15 protein-coding genes and 1 tRNA gene are annotated in these 17,132 nt (G+C 69.9%); 6 read left to right on the forward strand and 10 right to left on the reverse strand.

All coding sequences use genetic code 11. The features are described 5' to 3' along the window. Positions 1-13: 13 nt before the first annotated feature. From FHU28_RS26715 to FHU28_RS26725, 3 genes are all read right to left on the reverse strand, one after another. On the reverse strand, positions 14-1,084 hold the full coding sequence (locus tag FHU28_RS26715) for an IS110 family RNA-guided transposase (RefSeq protein ID WP_116509105.1): 1,071 nt from the start codon (positions 1,082-1,084) through the stop codon (positions 14-16). Positions 1,085-1,285: 201 nt separating this feature from the next. Further along, positions 1,286-1,999, reverse strand: coding sequence for an IS3 family transposase (locus FHU28_RS26720; RefSeq protein ID WP_184687217.1), 714 nt, complete (start codon positions 1,997-1,999; stop codon positions 1,286-1,288). Then, complete coding sequence (locus FHU28_RS26725; RefSeq protein ID WP_083791297.1) at positions 1,996-2,355, reverse strand: transposase; 360 nt, start codon at positions 2,353-2,355, stop codon at positions 1,996-1,998. The genes FHU28_RS26720 and FHU28_RS26725 overlap by 4 nt, the downstream gene beginning before the upstream one ends. Positions 2,356-4,367: 2,012 nt before the next feature. Here FHU28_RS26725 and FHU28_RS26730 point away from each other — a divergent pair. The 3 genes from FHU28_RS26730 to FHU28_RS26735 all read left to right on the forward strand — a co-directional run bounded on the left by FHU28_RS26730 (position 4,368) and on the right by FHU28_RS26735 (position 5,766). Then, the gene (locus FHU28_RS26730; protein ID WP_184687219.1) at positions 4,368-4,997 is read left to right on the forward strand and encodes a hypothetical protein; all 630 of its coding nucleotides are present in this window, start codon (positions 4,368-4,370) and stop codon (positions 4,995-4,997) included. Between the two features lie 161 nt (positions 4,998-5,158). Then, positions 5,159-5,293, forward strand: coding sequence for a hypothetical protein (locus FHU28_RS32875; protein WP_260413122.1), 135 nt, complete (start codon positions 5,159-5,161; stop codon positions 5,291-5,293). Further along, positions 5,287-5,766 (forward strand): site-specific integrase, encoded by a 480-nt coding sequence (locus FHU28_RS26735; RefSeq protein WP_311773660.1) that lies wholly within the window; start codon positions 5,287-5,289, stop codon positions 5,764-5,766. The genes FHU28_RS32875 and FHU28_RS26735 overlap by 7 nt, the downstream gene beginning before the upstream one ends. 78 nt (positions 5,767-5,844) lie before the next feature. On the opposite strand, the gene FHU28_RS26740 is transcribed toward FHU28_RS26735, so the two are convergent. The 6 genes from FHU28_RS26740 to FHU28_RS26765 all read right to left on the reverse strand — a co-directional run bounded on the left by FHU28_RS26740 (position 5,845) and on the right by FHU28_RS26765 (position 10,824). After that, positions 5,845-5,916 (reverse strand) — tRNA-Val (locus FHU28_RS26740). An 82-nt stretch (positions 5,917-5,998) separates the two neighbouring features. Then, the gene (locus FHU28_RS26745) at positions 5,999-6,466 is read right to left on the reverse strand and encodes a peroxiredoxin (protein ID WP_184687221.1); all 468 of its coding nucleotides are present in this window, start codon (positions 6,464-6,466) and stop codon (positions 5,999-6,001) included. An 8-nt stretch (positions 6,467-6,474) separates the two neighbouring features. Next, positions 6,475-6,909 carry a DUF3052 domain-containing protein gene (locus FHU28_RS26750; RefSeq protein ID WP_073831298.1) on the reverse strand — a complete coding sequence of 145 codons (435 nt, stop codon included), beginning with the start codon at positions 6,907-6,909 and terminating at the stop codon, positions 6,475-6,477. 111 nt (positions 6,910-7,020) lie between these two features. After that, a complete protein-coding gene (locus FHU28_RS26755; RefSeq protein ID WP_184687223.1) occupies positions 7,021-9,828 on the reverse strand; it encodes a transketolase C-terminal domain-containing protein in 2,808 nt (935 codons plus the stop codon). A gap of 51 nt (positions 9,829-9,879) precedes the next feature. Next, positions 9,880-10,362, reverse strand: a complete 483-nt coding sequence (locus tag FHU28_RS26760) for a MarR family winged helix-turn-helix transcriptional regulator (RefSeq protein WP_184687225.1) — start codon at positions 10,360-10,362, stop codon at positions 9,880-9,882. 57 nt (positions 10,363-10,419) lie between these two features. Continuing rightward, the gene (locus FHU28_RS26765; RefSeq protein ID WP_184687227.1) at positions 10,420-10,824 is read right to left on the reverse strand and encodes a secondary thiamine-phosphate synthase enzyme YjbQ; all 405 of its coding nucleotides are present in this window, start codon (positions 10,822-10,824) and stop codon (positions 10,420-10,422) included. A 190-nt stretch (positions 10,825-11,014) separates the two neighbouring features. Between FHU28_RS26765 and aceE the strand changes: the two genes are divergently transcribed. Further along, positions 11,015-13,759, forward strand: a complete 2,745-nt coding sequence (aceE, locus tag FHU28_RS26770) for a pyruvate dehydrogenase (acetyl-transferring), homodimeric type (protein WP_184687229.1) — start codon at positions 11,015-11,017, stop codon at positions 13,757-13,759. A gap of 136 nt (positions 13,760-13,895) precedes the next feature. Here the strand turns inward: aceE and FHU28_RS26775 are convergent, their stop codons facing one another. Next, on the reverse strand, positions 13,896-14,342 hold the full coding sequence (locus FHU28_RS26775; RefSeq protein ID WP_073831293.1) for an SRPBCC family protein: 447 nt from the start codon (positions 14,340-14,342) through the stop codon (positions 13,896-13,898). A gap of 201 nt (positions 14,343-14,543) precedes the next feature. Between FHU28_RS26775 and FHU28_RS26780 the strand changes: the two genes are divergently transcribed. After that, on the forward strand, positions 14,544-15,857 hold the full coding sequence (locus tag FHU28_RS26780; RefSeq protein WP_184689953.1) for a GH1 family beta-glucosidase: 1,314 nt from the start codon (positions 14,544-14,546) through the stop codon (positions 15,855-15,857). Beyond that, positions 15,854-17,131 carry an MFS transporter gene (locus FHU28_RS26785; protein ID WP_184687230.1) on the forward strand — a complete coding sequence of 426 codons (1,278 nt, stop codon included), beginning with the start codon at positions 15,854-15,856 and terminating at the stop codon, positions 17,129-17,131. The genes FHU28_RS26780 and FHU28_RS26785 overlap by 4 nt, the downstream gene beginning before the upstream one ends. The last annotated feature ends 1 nt before the right edge of the window (position 17,132 follow it).

Below are 17,132 nucleotides of genomic sequence, written 5' to 3' on the forward strand. Positions count from 1 at the left end.
GCTCCTATAGCTGTCAAGTGGCGATGGTGGTCGTGCGGAGAGGGCGGAGCAGGGCCCAGATCTCGCGGGCGAGGAGTCGTTTCAGGCAGCGGATGATCTCAGCTTTGGTCTTGCCGTCTGCGGTGCGGCGGGCGACGTAGGCGCGGGTGGGTTCGTGGTGTTGCATGCGGACGATGACGGCGCGGTAGAGGGCGGCGTTGGCTTGGCGGTGACCGCCGCGGTTGAGTCTGTGCCGGTTGGTCATGCCGGAGGAGGCGGGGATCGGTGCGACGCCGCAGAGCCTCGCCCAGGCGGGTTCTGAGCGGACCCGGTCGATGTTGTCGCCGGCGACGATGAGCATCTCGGCGGCGGTGTCGGCGCCGACGCCGAACGCGGCGACCAACTGCGGCACGAGCTGGCCGGTGAGCTCGACGAGTATCGCTTCGTGGGTTTTGATCTCGTCGTTGAGCTGTTGCCAGCGGCGGGCGATCGAGCGCAGGGTGTGTTTCGTTGCGGCGAGCACGGTGGTGACCGGACCGGGGCGCAGGCCGGCGCACCGTTCGATCAGGGCCATCTTCGACAAGGGCTGCAGAGGTTCACGTAGCTCGGGGCTGGCGGTGACCAGCACTGCCTTGAGGGTGATCATCGCGGCGGTGCGGGCCTTGACCGCGACGTCTTTGGCGACCTTGATCTGGCGGATCATCTCCACGATGCCGTCGTTGGTCTTCGGGACGCTGGTGGAGTTACCGGCCAGCACCGAGCGAGCGGCGTTCTCGGCGTCGAGGGTGTCGCTCTTGCCGCGTAGCCGACGGTCGCGGCGGTCGGTGCGCAGGACCTCGATGACTCCGAGGCCCCGTCGTCGGACAGCGGAGGTCAGTCCGGCGCCGTAGGAGCCGGTGCCCTCGATCGCGAAGATCAGCCTCTTCGCCTCGAAGCCGGCCGCCCAGTCGAGCAGCTGTTCATAGCCGCCTCGGTCGGCGGGGAATGAGCGGGCGTCGAGGCGGCCGCCGATGTCGTCCAGGGCGACGGCGACGTGGACGTGCTTGTGGGTGTCGACGCCGATGACGACTCGACGTCGACGCGGGTCGGGGCTCATGCTTGACATCGCGGGCTCCAGCTCAGACCAGGGCGACAGGGGTTCGTGACGCTGGCCGGCCGGGTGGACGGGACTGTGACGGGACCTGCTGCGATCAGGCTCCTATGAGGTCACTGCCCGCCCGGCCAGCACCACTGGTGCTGCACCGCCAGGCAGACGACAGATCAACAGCAAGGACACCCGAACTGCGGGGTCAGTCGTAAGCAAGAGTCAGGCCGCCTGACGGCGCCTCAAAGTCTCACAGTCGTAGGAGTCGCCGACGGATCCCATCAAGGGCAGGATCCCGTTGTCCTGTAAGCGTTCCGCGAAGCGAAACGACGTGTAGTTCGACCCGCGATCTGAGTGGTGGATCAACTGGCCGTCGCGGACGTCGCGCGACCAGATGCCGTATTCGAGGGCGGCGAGGATCAGGTCGGTGTCGCAGCGGTCGGAGGTCTTCCACCCAACGATCCGGCGGGAGAACGCATCGCGGACCGCAGCCAACCAGAACACGCCCTCACCGCAGGGGATGCGGGTGGCGTCGGCGACCCAGAGCCGGTTCGGCCCGTCGGCGGTGAACTGCCGGTTGACCAGATCCGGCGCCGGCGTGTGCCGGGGATCCTGCTTCGTGGAGCCGCCGCGCCAGCCCCGACGCAGAAACGCCCCCTGCCAGCCCTGCTGCACCATCAACCGCTCGACCCGCTTACGGCCCACGCGGATGCCGTCACGGCGTAGCTGCCGGTGGACCCGGTCCGCGCCGTAGGTGCGCCCCGATGTCTCCCAGATCTCGTGGATGTTGGAGACCAGACCCAGGTCGACCACGTCGCGGTCGCAGGGCTGCTCGACCTGCTTCACCCACGCGTAGTAGGTCGAGGCGCCGATGTTCAGGACCCGTAGCAGGAGCGCGACCGCGAACTGGTCACGGTGTTCGTGGATGAACCTCATGACCGTCGCCGGGTCGGGTCGAGCTCCGCCGCGAAATACGCGCTCGCGGCCTTCAGGATCTCGTTCGCCCGCCGCAACTCGGCGACCTCCCTGCGCAGCCGGCGGTTCTCCTCCGCCATCTCGCTGGTCGGCCGGTCGTGACGCTCGTCGGCGTCGGCCTCGGCCTGACGGATCCAGTTCCTGAGCGCCTCGTGATGCACACCAAGCTGCTCGGCCAGGCGCCGGATCACCGGCTTCGGATCCGACTCGCGGTACAAACGCACAGCGCGCTGACGTAGCTCATCGGGGTACTTCTTCGGTGCTGCCACGGACAACTTCCTCCCCACGGCCATCAGACCATGATCAAGAAGCTCCATGAAAGCGGGGGTAGCTCAGGATGGGCAACACCTTGTTGGCTGCCTCTGGCACACGTTGTATCGTACGAAGCGTTACAACGTGATGCACTGTGATGCACTGTGGTGCAGAAGAAGACCCCCGCCCTTCTGGTGGCAACCGCGAGGCGAGGGCCTTCCGTCTGGCGTGGGTCCAACGACGATCGGTCAGTTGGGCCCACAGCCGTTTCCGGCCAGCGTTACCGCCAGCCCTACGGCGTAGGCGAACAGCTTGAGTACGACTGCCACCCCCTCCGCAGCGTCCCGCCACCGGTTGGCGTTGGTCCGCCGGTTCTTGCTCGGGCCCAAGGGCCCCTTGCGGCGCCTTGTCACTGCCACCTCTTCTCAACTCGTCGGATCGAGGGCGGATGAACCCCCGGCCGCCGGAGCCATCCGGACCCTCAATCAGCTTGAGCTGGGGTCCAAGTTGGTCAGTGCCGTGCGCAGGAGACACCATAGCGAGCCAACCCGACGGATGGCGTGTCGCACTACATCTTCATACACAGGTTCGATAGGCGTAGGCACGTCATGCGTCCCAAGCACGCGGCTTAGCGCGCTGCAACTTAGGGACACAGCGTGCCGCTTATGGCCTTGAGCTGCGCCGATAACATCTGATCTGGCTGCTTGGAAAATCACCAAGCGCCGCCAAGGCTGGGTAGGTGTACATACAGGACCGCATGCGGACTACGTCGACGAACTTTTTGTGCATGCTCAGCTCGTGGCTGAGGTCGAACTTGCTACCTCAGGACACACAGACGACCCGGAGGGGTTTTCGTCGGGCGTTCCGTCATGGCCGGCAAGGCGGTAGCGCGGCCGAATCGCCGCCAGGCTGTCGCGCCCCAGGTTAAGGTTGTAAGGTCCGAACCGTTAGGACGTGCTGGCGTTTCACGCACCAGCACCAGCAGGAAGACCCCCGCCCCAGCTTGGAGGCCCAAGGCGGAGGCCCTTCCCCACCGGTACGGGCCTGGTTGGCGTTAGGTCAACTAGGCCCGCATCCGTTCCCGACCAGCGTCGCCGCCAGCCATGCTGAGTGGGCAAGCAGCTTCAGCGCTGGAACCACCCACTCGTTGGCATGCTCGCAGCGCTTACTGCCAGCGTGCCGGTTCCTTTTCGGGACCTGAGATCCCCTCTTGCGCGCGGACATCGCCCTCCTGTCGATGAGAACTGCTGACCTCCGAGGGGTTTGACCACCCCCCGGCCGGAGGGCTGGTCGACACCGTCCGAGTACGACAGTCAGGGCATCGGTCCGTGCGCTGACACACCATACCGGGAACCACGCCCACGCATGGCAAGTCCGTTACACAGGTGGAAAGGCTTTCCCATGCTGCTAGAGACAGGACACATGCAACGCCAAGAGCAGAAGTTGGGCCGGAGGCACCGCTCAACCGACACCCCAGCCACTCCTGGCCACATAGCTTGAGCTGGCAGTTCTCTAGCAATACACCAAGACACCCCCTCCGAACTAGCCGCGACAGGGGAACCGATAGGGGCATCTACATAAGCAGGTCAATCTTCCTCATTTCCCATGTGCGGGAATCCCATCCGCACAAATTGCAGTACCGTCGAAGAGACTTACAGAACTCGGATCGATGCCAGCCAGCCAGACGCATCGACGTCCCCCGTATCGACGGACCAGGTTCCGCTCACCTGGCAGGCAGAACGTGCCATGGCTCTTGGTTGATAGCCTGCAGCTCGTCTGTCGTGGGCCAATCCGACACGTCGAACGACGTTCGCTCCGCGGCATGCCTGAGGAACTGGACGGCTCTCGGCGACAACCCGGAAGGATCGTCCAGGACGTGATGCATGGATTCCATGATCGAGGACACGCTCACCAGACTTAGCCGAGGGTGTCACGCAACCATCTGACAGCGATCCGAAACGCATCAAGTGGAGCCCGACATCGCCGGCAGCCGGTGTCGGGGATCAGGACCTGTGTGACAGATCGGTATCAGGACCTGCGTGACACGTCTTGTTGCCAGAGGCGGATCATGAGAAGCATGGCCGTATCCGAGCCCACCGCCCCCAATGCTCTTGCCGCGGCTGTCCGGCAGGAGTTGATGGTGGCCGGCCTGCCCGTGCTGCCTTGGCAACCTCGTGAGGCCCTTCACAGCACCGGCGTGTCCATCGAAGGCTCCGAACATGACCCTGGGGTATGGATCGATTGGGTTGTCAGCGGCGCTTTGCGCGACGCGGCCCTCAGGGCCCTCGAAGCGGGCGCCTACCGGCGTGGCGGCTCGGAGATGCACCCCGCCATTCGGCATTCCTCGACGGTCAAATTCGCGATGATGGCGGCGATTGCCGAGATCCTTGAAGCGGCTGGGTACCGGGTCGAGAGGGACGCCGACGACTATCGGCCGGGTGAGTTGCTGGTGCTGGAGCAGCAGTCCGGGCCAACCTGGCGTGACCCGATAGGTCCACCGCTCGCCGGGTTAGGCGGATACATGCCTGGCGTGCGGGTGCGGCTGACCGACGGCGCCTACGCCGGTTCCATCACCAGAGTTGTGGAAGCCTGGCACACCACATCGCTGGACGAGCCGTCAGACGTTTATCTCGTCGAGCACCCGCAGGGGACTGGCGAGCTCCAGGTCCCCGCGACGGCAGTCGAGCTGGCCTACGAGGACAACTAGGAGTGTCGCTCACGTCCCGTCGCCGCCTACGTCACCGACCTCAAACCCACCACCGCACGCGCCGCTGCTGCTGCTGCCAGCGCTACCCGAGTGCTCGGCAGATCCAATTCGTGCATGCAGTGCTGCGGAACGCCCTGCAACACGCCATGCGGAAAGAGTTCATGTCGCGCAACGTCGCCAAGCTGGTCCGCGTACCAGCGCCCCGCTACCGGGTCGGTAAGGGCCCGTCGGTCGAGCAGGTCCGCAAGCTCCTCGCCGCCACGGAGGGCAGCGGCTCCACGCGCTGTACGTGGTAGCCGCGACTCTCGGACTGCGGCGGGGAGAACTGCTCGGGCGCCGCTGGTCGGACCTTGACCCCGACAACGGCACCGCCACCATCGGGCAGACGGTGCAACGTGCCGGCGGCGAACTGCGCCTACAGGACACCAAGACCGAGGACTCGGACAGCATCCTCCCGCTCCCCGACTGGACCTGGCTGGCGCTGCTCGACCACCAGGAGCGCCAGCGCGAGGTCCGTACCCCGATGGAGCCACGCAACCTCAACCGACACTTCGCCGGCCTCCGAGAGAAAGCCGGCTGCCCTGACATCCGCCTGCACGACCTGCGGCACACCGTCGTCTCGCTGCTGATGGAGTTGGGCGTCCCGCCGCACATCGTCCAGGCCATCGCCCGGCACGCCGATGTGAAGATCACGCTGAAGGTATACTCGCATGCCAACCTCGACGCGATGCGTCAGGCGCTCGGCAAGCTCGACGGGCGTCTTTCATAGACCCCTGTTGCTGTCAGCGTTGCTGTCACCGCCCCGAGAAACGATCTTCTCGGGGCGGTTTCTGCTGATGATGAAGGGTGGGCGCGGCAGGTTTCGAACCTGCGACCCCTCGCTTGTAAGGCGAGTGCTCTCCCACTGAGCTACGCGCCCGGAACGCCCGTACGGCGGGCCGGAGCGGCCAGCTTACCTGCCCGCCTCCGGCCCGGTCGAACGACGTACCTGGGTGTGGGACTCAGGCGGCGACGGCCTCGGCCAGCGCCTTGCGCCAGCCCTGCTGGTCGCGCGCCTCACCGGGCATGTTCATCTCCGCGAAGCGGACCACTCCGGCCTTGTCGATGACGAAGGTGCCCCGGTTGGCGATGCCCGCGACGTCGTTGAAGACGTCGTACGCCTGGGCCACCGCGCCGTGCGGCCAGAAGTCGGCCAGCAACGGGAACTGGAAGCCCTCCTGCTCGGCCCAGATCTTGTGGGCGTACACGGAGTCGACGCTGACGGTCAGCACCTGGACGTCGTCGTTGGCGTACTCGTCGAGGTTGTCCCGCACCTCGGACAGCTCGCCCTGGCAGACGCCGGTGAAGGCGAGCGGGTAGAAGACGAGCAGCACGGTCTTGCGGCCACGGAAGTCGGCGAGCCGTACCTCCTGGTTGTTCTGGTCCTTGAGCAGGAAGTCGGGCGCCTCGGCGCCAACCTCGACGGGCATGTGCGCTCCTACTTCTTGCTCTTGGAGCCGCGCCGCATGACGAGGCGGGCGCCGCTCCAGTCGCGGCCGGCGTTGATGGTGGAGGTCTGCTGGAGCCCGGCGGTCTGCGCGCTCTCCGCGACCTCGCTCGGCTCGACGTGGCCGTCCCGGCCGGCCTTCGGGGTCAGGAGCCAGACCACGCCGTTGTCGGCGAGCGGCCCGAGGGCGTCCACGAGGAGCTCGAAGAGGTCACCGTCGCCGTCTCGGTGCCAGACCAGAACCGCGTCGACCACCTCGTCGGTGTCCTCGTCGACGAGATCCCCACAGCGGTCGGTCAGGGCGTCCCGGAGATCGGTGTCGACGTCGTCGTCGTAGCCCATCTCCATGACGACCATGCCCGGCTCGATACCGAACCGGTCCGCCAGGCTGCGTACCCCGTCGGCCTGACCAGCGGTCGCGCTCACTGTCGAGTGCCTCCTCATCTCATGCCTGCTCGTGGCGTCGGGTGACACCGTCGGGCTCAGTCCACACAGTTGCGGCTCGCCGCGCAAGTGGCGCACCGGGTGGAACGGAATTTACCGTGCCAGCAGCGTACGGGCACCCTGGGTGATGGCTTCCTCCGAGACCAGTACCTGACGAGCAGCCGGACCTAATGGTACAAACGAGTCAAGTCCGGCCACACGGCGCGCGGCGCCGACGTACCCGGTGTCGACGAGCGCGGACAGCACGCCCTCGCCCACCCCGCCGGAGCGCCGCGTCTCGTCCACCACCAGCACCCGGCCGGTCGCCGAGGCCTCCCGGATGATGTCGGCCACCGGCAGCGGGGCCAGCCAGCGCAGATCCACCACGCGGCTGCCCACGCCCTCCGCGGCGAGGGTGGCCGCCGCGCGCAGCGACATCCGCACCCCGCTACCGAAAGTGACAATGGTGAGGTCCTCGGACGAGCCGATCCCGTAGACACGGGCCCGCCCGATCGGCACGTGCCGGTCCGCCCAGGCGCCCGGCTCGGCGTACTCGGCCGTCCACTCTCCGTCACCGTCGGTGTAGAGGTCGCGGGCGTGGTAGAGCGCGGCCGGCTCCAGGAAGACGCAGACGCTGCCGTCCACCCGGGCCGCCGCCAGGCACGTACGCAGCATCGGCGCGGCGTCGTCCGGCCGCGCCGGCACGGCGACCACGAGCCCCGGCACGTCCCGCAGTACCGCCACCGAGTTGTCGTTGCGCGCGTTGCCGCCGAGCCCGTCCTCGCCCGCCAGGGCGGCCACCCGCACCACCATCGGGTTGCGGAACGCGCCCCGGGAGAAGAACCGCATGGTGGCCGCCTCGCCGCGGAGCTGGTCCTCGGCGCTGTGCAGATACGCCAGGTACCGGATCTCCGGCACCGGCAGCATCCCGGCCAGGCCGGCGCCCAGCCCGAGCCCGAGGATCGAGGTCTCGTCCCGTGGCGTGTCGAACACCCGGGCCGCCCCGAACCGGTCCCGCAGCCCCTCGGTCACCCCGTGCGCCCCGCCGCCGGCGGCCACCCCCCGGCCGAACACCGCCATCCCGGGGTGGTCGAGCATGCCGTCGGCGAGCGCCGCGTTGATGCTCTGCGCCAGCGTCAGCGGCCCGGTCAGCTCCGGCGGCTTGCCGCCGAACGCCTCCGCCCGCGCCCCGGCGCCCGGACCGGCCGCCCGCGCCGCCGCGTCGGCCACCGCCCGGGACACCCGGACCGGCCGGCGTGGCGCCAGCTCCCGCACCACGTCGACCGCGGACGCCAGTTTCGGCTCGTCCAGCACCTCCTCGGCGATGCGGCGCAGCTGCCAGCCCCGCTCGTCGTACCGGCTGAGAAGTTCCTCGCCCCCGGCGTACCCGGAGGTGACCAGCAGCCGCGCGGTGGCCAGCAAAGGGTCGCGGACCTCGCCCCCGTCGCCCTGGCCCATCAGCCGGACCGCGCCCAGATGCAGCACGGCGGGCCGGCGGTGCCGGCGCACCCAGGCGGTCGCCTCCGCCGCCACCCGGTAGCTCTCGGCCACGTCCGTGCCGTCGGCCGCGAAGTAGCGGATGCCGGGCCGGGACCGCAGCGTCGTCGCCACCCACCCGTCAGCGGAGCCACAGCTGTCCTCGCACACGAACAGGACCGGGATACGCAGGCCGGTGTGGTCGTACCAGCCGGCGGTGTTGAGCGCGGCGGTGACCGTGGCGTGGTTGACCGAGGCGTCGCCGAAGGAGCAGACCACCACGGCGTCGGCGGGCCAGGCCGCCGCCTCCGGCTCACCGTCCGCGGGCCGGGCGCCCCGGCGCAGCCGCTCCAGCGCCAGCCCCAGGCCGACCGCGCGGGGCAGGTGCGAGCCGGCGCTCGCGGCGGTCGGCACGACCGCGAGGTCGGCGCGGCCGAAGAGCTTCTGCCGGCCTCCGGCGGCCGGTTCCTCGGCGGACGCCACAATGCCGCGCAGCACGTCGCGCGCCGCCGCCGCGAACGCGTCGTCGGGGGCAGGCGGCGGCAGATCGGGTACGCCGACAGTCGCGCCACCGTCCGCGTCCACCACGATCCCGGCTCCCACGGGAAGGCTGCCCGCCTCACCCGCCGCCGCGTTCGTCCGACCGCTCGCGCCGCCCGGCGCAGCGACGGCACCCGCCTGGCCAGCGTCGCCTCCCGCGCCCGGCCGTTCGAGATCTTGGTACGAAACGGCCCCCATAGGGGCACTTTCGCTCCAAGATCTCTCCGGTTCCCGGAGCGCGGAACGCTGCTCCTGAGAGGTGGGATCGATGGGGGGATCCTGGCTGGTGCCGCGCTGGGCGGGCAGGTCGTGCGATTCGTGGGTGGCGTCCGGCAGGGCCGGGGTGGCCGACGGGTCCGGGATGACAGCCGACGGAGCGGGGGAAACAGCCGACGAGGCGGGGGTGGCTCGCTGCGCGGAGGATGCGGCCGGCTCGTCGGGCGAGACGCCGCTTGAGGCGCCGGGGACGGCACCGGGCGAGCCGTCGACGGCGGCGTCGGGAGCGGTCTCCGGGTCGGGTGTCGGCGGGGCGGGCGGCGGCGGGGCGGCGGGGAAGGCCCCGGCGGCCTGGGCGGCGCGCAGGCAGTAGAACGCCCCGGAGCGGTGGTGCAGCAGCGCGGGGTCCGTCGGCCGCAGCGCGGCGGCCACCGCGGCGTTGCCCTCGTGCCCCGCCGACTCGATGGTGTGGTACCCCTCACCGAAGCCGTGCAGCCACTGCCCGGCCAGGTCGAGCAGCCGGCTGGTCAGTTGCGCGTCGAACAGGGCCAGCGCCTGCGCCCCGGTCAGCGGCCCGCCGTCGGGCAGTCGCTCGCCCAGGTCGCGCCGCTGGTCGGGCGCCCCGAGCGCGGCCAGTTCGGCCCGGAGCCGGTCGTCGAGATCGTGCGGGGTGGTCACGTCGGACAGCATTACCGACTCGGGCCCGCCGCGCCCAGTCGGACACGTTCCGCCCGGCGTGGTTCAGACCTCGCCGCACTCCTCCGGGCAGCCGCCGTCGGAGACCTTGAAGACGAGTTCACGCAGTGCGGCCAGTTCGGCGGTGCTCAGGTCGTCGAGCAGTCGGGAGTCCGACATGACCTGCCCGACCCGCGCACGGACCTCCCGGCCGCGCCCGGTTACCACAAGCGTCTTCTGCCGCCGGTCGGCCGGATCGGTGCGTCGTTCCACCAGCCCGGCCCGCTCCAGCCGGTCGGCCAGGCCGGTGACGTTCGACCTGTCGCAGCCGAGCTGCTCGGCGAGGTCGCGGGCCGGCTGCGGGCGGTCCGGGTCCAGTTCGTGCAGCGCGCGAGCGGCCGCGGGGGTGAGCCCCAGCCCGGCGAGCGCCTCGTCCTGGTGGTGGCGCAGCGCGGCGGCGACGTGCAGGATCCGGCGCACGGTGTCCCCGGCCAGGCTCGGCCGGTCACCGGAGCCGGGCTGATCAGCGGAGACAGTGGAGTGCGCCATCAGCCAATTCTACGTGACTGGTCAATAATTGATGCACTCCACTATCCGCGCCACCGCTCAGCCGGGCAGGAACGAGAAGCGCACCTGCCGGTCGGGGTTGTCGCCGTTGGTGTCGACCAGGCAGATCGACTGCCAGGTGCCGAGCTGGATCCGCCCGCCGAGCACCGGCAGCGTGGCGTACGGCGGGACGAACGCGGGCAGCACGTGGTCGCGGCCGTGCCCGGGCGAGCCGTGCCGGTGCCGCCACCTGCCGTCGGTGGGAAGCAGGTCGTCGAGCGCCCGCAGCAGGTCGTCGTCGGAGCCGGCGCCGGTCTCGATGATCGCCAGCCCGGCCGTGGCGTGCGGGACGAAGACGTGCAGCAGACCATCGCCGGCGCTGGCGACGAACCGCTCGGCCTCGCTCGTGATGTCCCGGACGGTCGGCCGGGAGCCGGTCCGGACGGTGATCACCTCACTGCGCATACGGCGCATTCTGCCGCAGTGCCCGGTTCCCCCGCCGCGCCCGCCGATAGCGCACCCGGTGATCGCGCAAAGTTACTGATGGGTACCTGTGTTCAGCGTCGCGTCTGAGGGTGGGAGAGGTGACGACACGCGCCACCAGGGGGCAGGATGGCGCTAGAGACCTATCCCACACGAAACCGAGGGAACGCCTGTGGCTACGGAACGCAAGCGCCCGGTGATCACCGCTGGTCTGCCGAGCCAGCTTCCGGACATCGACCCTGAAGAGACCAGCGAATGGGTCGAGTCGCTCGACGGTGTCATCGACGAGCGCGGGACAAAACGAGCCCGGTACGTCATGCTGCGCCTGCTGGAGCGGGCCCGCGAGCGGCAGGTCGGGGTGCCGTCCCTGACCACCACCGACTACATCAACACGATCCCGCCGGAGCGCGAACCGTGGTTCCCGGGTGACGAGCACGTCGAGCGGCGGCTGCGGGCGTACATCCGGTGGAACGCTGCCATGCTGGTGCACCGGGCGCAGCGCCCGGAGATCGGCGTCGGTGGCCACATCTCCACGTTCGCCAGCTCCGCGTCGCTCTACGAGGTGGGCTTCAACCACTTCTTCCGGGGCAAGAACCACCCGGGCGGCGGCGACCAGATCTTCTACCAGGGCCACGCCTCCCCCGGCATGTACGCGCGGGCGTTCCTGGAGGGCCGGCTCAGCGAGTCCCAGCTCGACGGCTTCCGGCAGGAGCTGTCGCACCCCGGTGGCGGGCTGCCGTCGTACCCGCACCCGCGGCTGATGCCGGACTTCTGGGAGTTCCCGACCGTCTCCATGGGTCTCGGGCCGCTGAACGCGATCTACCAGGCGCGGTTCAACCGCTACCTCCAGCACCGGGGCATCAAGGACACCTCCCAGCAGCACGTCTGGGCGTTCCTCGGCGACGGTGAGATGGACGAGGTCGAGTCGCTCGGCGCGATCGGCGTGGCCGCCCGCGAGGAGCTGGACAACCTCACCTTCGTGATCAACTGCAACCTCCAGCGCCTGGACGGACCGGTCCGCGGCAACGGCAAGGTCATGCAGGAGCTGGAGGCGTTCTTCCGGGGCGCCGGCTGGAACGTCATCAAGGTCGTCTGGGGCCGGGAGTGGGACCCGCTGCTCGCCGCGGACACCGACGGCGCGCTGGTCAACCTGATGAACACCACGCCCGACGGCGACTACCAGACCTACAAGGCGGAGTCCGGGGCGTACGTGCGGGAGCACTTCTTCGGCCGCGACCCGCGGACCCGCAAGATGGTCGAAGGGCTGACCGACGACGAGATCTGGAACCTCAAGCGGGGTGGCCACGACTACCGCAAGCTCTACGCGGCCTACAAGGCGGCCACGGAGCACACCGGCCAGCCGACAGTGATCCTCGCCAAGACGATCAAGGGCTGGACGCTCGGTTCGCACTTCGAGGGCCGCAACGCCACGCACCAGATGAAGAAGCTGACGCTGGAGGACCTGAAGCTCTTCCGCGACCGCCTCTACCTGGACATCCCGGACAAGCAGCTGGAGGAGAACCCGTACCTCCCGCCGTACTACACCCCGGGCGAGAAGTCGGACGAGATCACCTACCTGAAGGACCGGCGCCAGCAGCTCGGCGGCTACCTGCCCACGCGCAGCACCGCGCGCAAGACGCTGGCCATCCCGGGCAGCGAGCGGTTCGCCGACGTCAAGCGCGGGTCGGGCAAGCAGAAGGTCGCCACCACGATGGCCTTCGTCCGCCTGCTCAAGGACATCATGAAGGACAAGGAGTTCGGCAAGCGCTGGGTGCCGATCATCCCGGACGAGGCCCGTACCTTCGGCATGGACTCGCTCTTCCCGACCCAGAAGATCTACTCGCCGCACGGCCAGCGCTACACCGCCGTGGACCGGGACCTGTTCCTGTCCTACAAGGAGTCGACCACCGGCCAGATCCTGCACGAGGGGATCAACGAGGCCGGGTCGGTGGCCTCCTTCACCGCCGCGGGAACGGCGTACGCCACGCACGGCGAGCCGATGATCCCGCTGTACATCTTCTACTCGATGTTCGGCTTCCAGCGCACGGGCGACGGGTTCTGGGCGGCGGCGGACCAGATGGCGCGGGGTTTCGTGCTCGGCGCGACCGCCGGCCGGACCACGCTCAACGGTGAGGGCCTCCAGCACGAGGACGGCCACTCGCTGCTGCTCGCCGCCACCAACCCGGCGGTGGTCTCCTACGACGCGGCGTTCGCCTTCGAGCTGGCGCACATCGTGGAGAACGGCCTGCACCGGATGTACGGCGAGGAGCAGGAGAACATCTTCTACTACCTCACCATCTACAACGAGCCGATCTTCCAGCCGGCCGAGCCGGAGGGCGTGGACGTCGAGGGCATCGTCAAGGGCATCCACCGCTACTCCCCCGCGCCGCAGGTCGGCGACGACGCGCCGAAGGCGAACATCCTCGCCTCCGGCACCGGCATGCAGTGGGCGCTCAAGGCCCAGCAGCTGCTCGCCGAGGACTGGGGCGTCTCCGCCGACGTGTGGTCGGTGACGTCCTGGACCGAGCTGCGCCGCGACGCGGTGGAGTGCGAGGAGTACAACCTGCTCAACCCGGGCGAGGAGCCGCGGGTGCCGTACATCGCGCGGAGGCTGGCCGACGCCGACGGGCCGAAGGTCGCGGTCAGCGACTGGATGCGCGCGGTACCGGACCTGATCGCCCGCTGGGTACCCGGCGACTACACCTCGCTCGGCACCGACGGCTTCGGCATGTCGGACACGCGGCACGCGCTGCGCCGCCACTTCCACGTGGACGCCGAGTCGGTGGCGGTCGCCACGCTGCGCCAGCTCGCGCTGCGCGGCGTGGTGCCGGCCCACGTCCCGGCCGACGCGGCCCGCAAGTACGCGCTGGACGACGTCAACGCCGCCCCGGTCGGCGAGACCGGCGGCGACAGCTGAAAGGAGGGGCCCCTTCTTAACGCCTCCGGCAGAGAAAGGGCCCCTTCTTAACACCTCGGGTAGCAAAGACGGCCCGGCGTCCCTGGCGGGAACGCCGGGCCGTCACCATCGCGGGCGACGCCGGGACTGGGCTCGGTCAGCCGACGGCGGCCAGGTCGGTCAGCCGGGCCAGCGAGTCCTCCAGGTCGGCGCCGACCCGGCGCAGGCCGAGCCGGAGCAGGGCCGCCTTGACGGGTCCGGCGGGCCACCGCACGACGATCAGCCGTACGACGGTGCCGCCGGCTTCCTCGTCCGGGGTCAGCTGGACGTAGATCTCGGTGCGCGCCTCGGCCCGGGCGCCGGCGCCCTTTGCGCGTTCGCGCCAGCCGATCAGGGTCGGCTCCTGGAAGGCGATCACCTCGGCCTCGTGCGCGGCGCCGCGTCCGGCCTGGACCAACTGCCGCCGCCCGAATCCCTCCCCGGACAGGACCTCGGCCGCGCGGACTCCCGCCAGCCAGGCCGGCAGCTGCTCGGCGCGCTGCACGACGTCCCAGACCACTTCTACCGGCGCCGCCACGTGTGCGCTGCGTTCCACGAGGATCATGAGTATCTTTCCCCCACTTAAATCACATCCGCGATATTCGGCACTCTATGTGTAAATCGGACTTAAGCGGACGGGTTCGGAAAAGACACGCCGAACTCCCTTGCATCAAGCAGTCATCACGGCCTATGGCGCGGCGGTCCGCCGAGCCCTAGAGTCGCGAGCACGCTTCATGTCTTGGAGGGTGACTTGACGACCGCGCCGATGCCCGAGTTCCCCGCCGGCTTCCGCTGGGGGGTCTCCACCTCCGCGTACCAGATCGAGGGCGCGACCACTGCCGACGGTCGCGGTCCGTCCATCTGGGACACCTTCGCCCACGAGCCGGGCCGGGTCACCGACGCCAGCACCGGCGACCAGGCGTGCGACCACTTCCACCGGTACGCCGAGGACACCGCGCTGCTGGCCGGGCTGGGCGTGTCCGCGTACCGGTTCTCGATCGCCTGGCCCCGGATCCAGCCGGCCGGCACCGGCCCGGCCAACGCCGCCGGGCTGGACTTCTACGACCGGCTGGTGGACGGCCTGCTCGCCGCCGGCGTGGACCCGGTCGCCACACTGTTCCACTGGGACCTGCCGCAGCCGCTGGAGGACGCCGGCGGCTGGCTGAACCGGGACACCGCGGCCCGCTTCGCCGAGTACGCCGACCTGGCCGCGGCCCGCCTCGGCGACCGGGTGAGGCTCTGGATCACGCTCAACGAGCCGTTCATCCACATGAGCATGGGCTACGGCATGGGCGTGCACGCCCCCGGCCGGATGCTGCTGTTCGACGCCTTCCCGGTGGCCCACCACCAACTCCTCGGGCACGGTCTCGCGGTCTCCGCGCTGCGCGCCCGCACCACGTCCCCGGTGGCGATCGCCAACAACTACTCCCCGGTGCGGGTCGCCGGCGACACCGACGCGGACCGGGCCGCCGCGATGGCGTACGACGCGCTGCACAACCTCCTGTTCACCGATCCGCTGCTCGGACGCGGCTACCCGGAGGCGCCGGGTGTGGACCCGGCGGTGATCCGCGATGGGGACCTGGACGTGCTGGCCGCCCCGATCGACGTCCTCGGGGTCAACTACTACAACCCGACCGGCATCCGGGCACCCGAGGCGGACTCGCCGCTGCCGTTCGACATCGTGCCGCTGGACGGCTACCCGCGTACCGCGTTCGACTGGCCGGTGGCCCCGGACGGCCTGCGGGACCTGCTGCTCCAACTGCACCAGCGCTACGGCGACGCGCTGCCGCCGATCCAGGTAACCGAGAGCGGCTGCGCGTACGACGACGCGCCGGACGCCGACGGCCGGGTGCACGACCCGGAGCGGATCGCATACCTGGACGGGCACGTCCGCGCGGTGCGCGAGGCGATGGCCGCCGGTGTGCCGGTGACCGGGTACTTCGTCTGGTCGCTGCTGGACAACTGGGAGTGGGCCGAGGGCTTCACCAAGCGGTTCGGCCTGGTGCACGTCGACTTCGACACGCAGCGGCGGATGCCGAAGTCGTCGTACACCTGGTTCCGGGACCTGGTGCGGCGATGACCACTGTGAACCCGACGCCGGCGTCGCTGCCGGCGGCGCTCGCCGAACCGACAGTGCCGGTACGGCGGAGCTGGATCGCGCTGATCTTCGCGGCCAACCTGGGCGTCTGGATGGCGTTCTTCACCCCGATCCAGGTGCTGCTGCCGCAGCAGGTGGAACGCATCGCGCCGGCCGACAAGGAGGCGATGCTGGCGGTGGTGACCGGTCTCGGCGCGCTCGCCGCGGTGCTGGCGAACCCGCTCGCCGGGGCGTTGTCCGACCGCACCTCGCTGCGGCTGGCCAACCGCCACTTCGGCCGGCGGCACGTCTGGACCGCGTTCGGCGCGGTGATCGGCGCGGTCGCCCTGGTGCTGCTGGCCCGGCAGAACACCATCGCCGGGGTGGCGGTGGCCTGGGTGGCCGCGCAGGTCTGCTTCAACGCGATGCTGGCCAGCCTCACCGCCGCGATCCCGGACCGGGTGCCGGTGGCGCAGCGTGGCGGCGTGTCCGGCTGGGTGGGCATCCCGCAGGCGCTGGGCCTGGTACTGGGCGCGGTGCTGGTGACGGCTGTGGTGACCGGCAACGCCGCCGGGTACGCCGCGATCGCGCTCGCCATGCTGCTGCTGTCGCTGCCGTTCGCGCTGCTGACCCAGGACGACCACCTGCCCCGGGAGCACCGCTCGCCGCTGCGGCTGCGCTCGCTGTTCTCCTCGATGTGGATCAGCCCGCGCCGCCACCCCGACTTCGCCTGGGCGTGGTTCACCCGGTTCCTGGTGCAGACCGGCAACGCGCTGGGCACGCTCTACCTGCTCTACTTCCTCACCGACGGGGTACGGGTGGCCGACCCCGAGGGCTCGCTGCTGATCCTGATCCTGCTCTACACGGTCGGAATGATGCTGACCGCGGTGGTCGCCGGGCGCATGTCCGACCGCTCCGGCCGGCGCAAGGTCTTCGTGATCGCCTCCGGGCTGATCATGGCGGTGGCGGCGCTGCTGCTCGCGGTGGCGCCGACCTGGCCGATGGCGATGGTGGCGGCGCTGCTGCTCGGCGCGGGCTACGGCGTCTACCTGGCGGTGGACGCCGCGCTGATCACGCAGGTGCTGCCCGCCGCCACGGACCGGGCCAAGGACCTCGGCGTGATCAACATCGCCAACTCGGCGCCGCAGGTGCTCGGCCCGGCGCTGTCCGCGCCGATCGTGGTGCACCTCGGCGGCTACCCCACCCTGTACGCGGTCACCGCGGTGGTCACCGTGCTGGGCAGCGCCCTGGTAGTGAAGATCAAGTCGGTGCCCTGAC

Origin of the sequence: Micromonospora echinospora, from assembly GCF_014203425.1 — a bacterium.
GTDB classification, from domain to species: domain Bacteria; phylum Actinomycetota; class Actinomycetes; order Mycobacteriales; family Micromonosporaceae; genus Micromonospora; species Micromonospora echinospora_A.

Coding starts and splice junctions, on each gene's coding strand:
- FHU28_RS26715 (WP_116509105.1), bottom strand. CDS start 1,084: ATGTCAAGCATGAGCCCCGACCCGCGTCGACGTCGAGTCGTCATCGGC.
- FHU28_RS26720 (WP_184687217.1), bottom strand. CDS start 1,999: ATGAGGTTCATCCACGAACACCGTGACCAGTTCGCGGTCGCGCTCCTG.
- FHU28_RS26725 (WP_083791297.1), bottom strand. CDS start 2,355: ATGGAGCTTCTTGATCATGGTCTGATGGCCGTGGGGAGGAAGTTGTCC.
- FHU28_RS26730 (WP_184687219.1), top strand. CDS start 4,368: ATGGCCGTATCCGAGCCCACCGCCCCCAATGCTCTTGCCGCGGCTGTC.
- FHU28_RS32875 (WP_260413122.1), top strand. CDS start 5,159: ATGTCGCGCAACGTCGCCAAGCTGGTCCGCGTACCAGCGCCCCGCTAC.
- FHU28_RS26745 (WP_184687221.1), bottom strand. CDS start 6,466: ATGCCCGTCGAGGTTGGCGCCGAGGCGCCCGACTTCCTGCTCAAGGAC.
- FHU28_RS26755 (WP_184687223.1), bottom strand. CDS start 9,828: ATGCTGTCCGACGTGACCACCCCGCACGATCTCGACGACCGGCTCCGG.
- FHU28_RS26760 (WP_184687225.1), bottom strand. CDS start 10,362: ATGGCGCACTCCACTGTCTCCGCTGATCAGCCCGGCTCCGGTGACCGG.
- FHU28_RS26765 (WP_184687227.1), bottom strand. CDS start 10,824: ATGCGCAGTGAGGTGATCACCGTCCGGACCGGCTCCCGGCCGACCGTC.
- FHU28_RS26775 (WP_073831293.1), bottom strand. CDS start 14,342: ATGATCCTCGTGGAACGCAGCGCACACGTGGCGGCGCCGGTAGAAGTG.
- FHU28_RS26780 (WP_184689953.1), top strand. CDS start 14,544: ATGCCCGAGTTCCCCGCCGGCTTCCGCTGGGGGGTCTCCACCTCCGCG.
- FHU28_RS26785 (WP_184687230.1), top strand. CDS start 15,854: ATGACCACTGTGAACCCGACGCCGGCGTCGCTGCCGGCGGCGCTCGCC.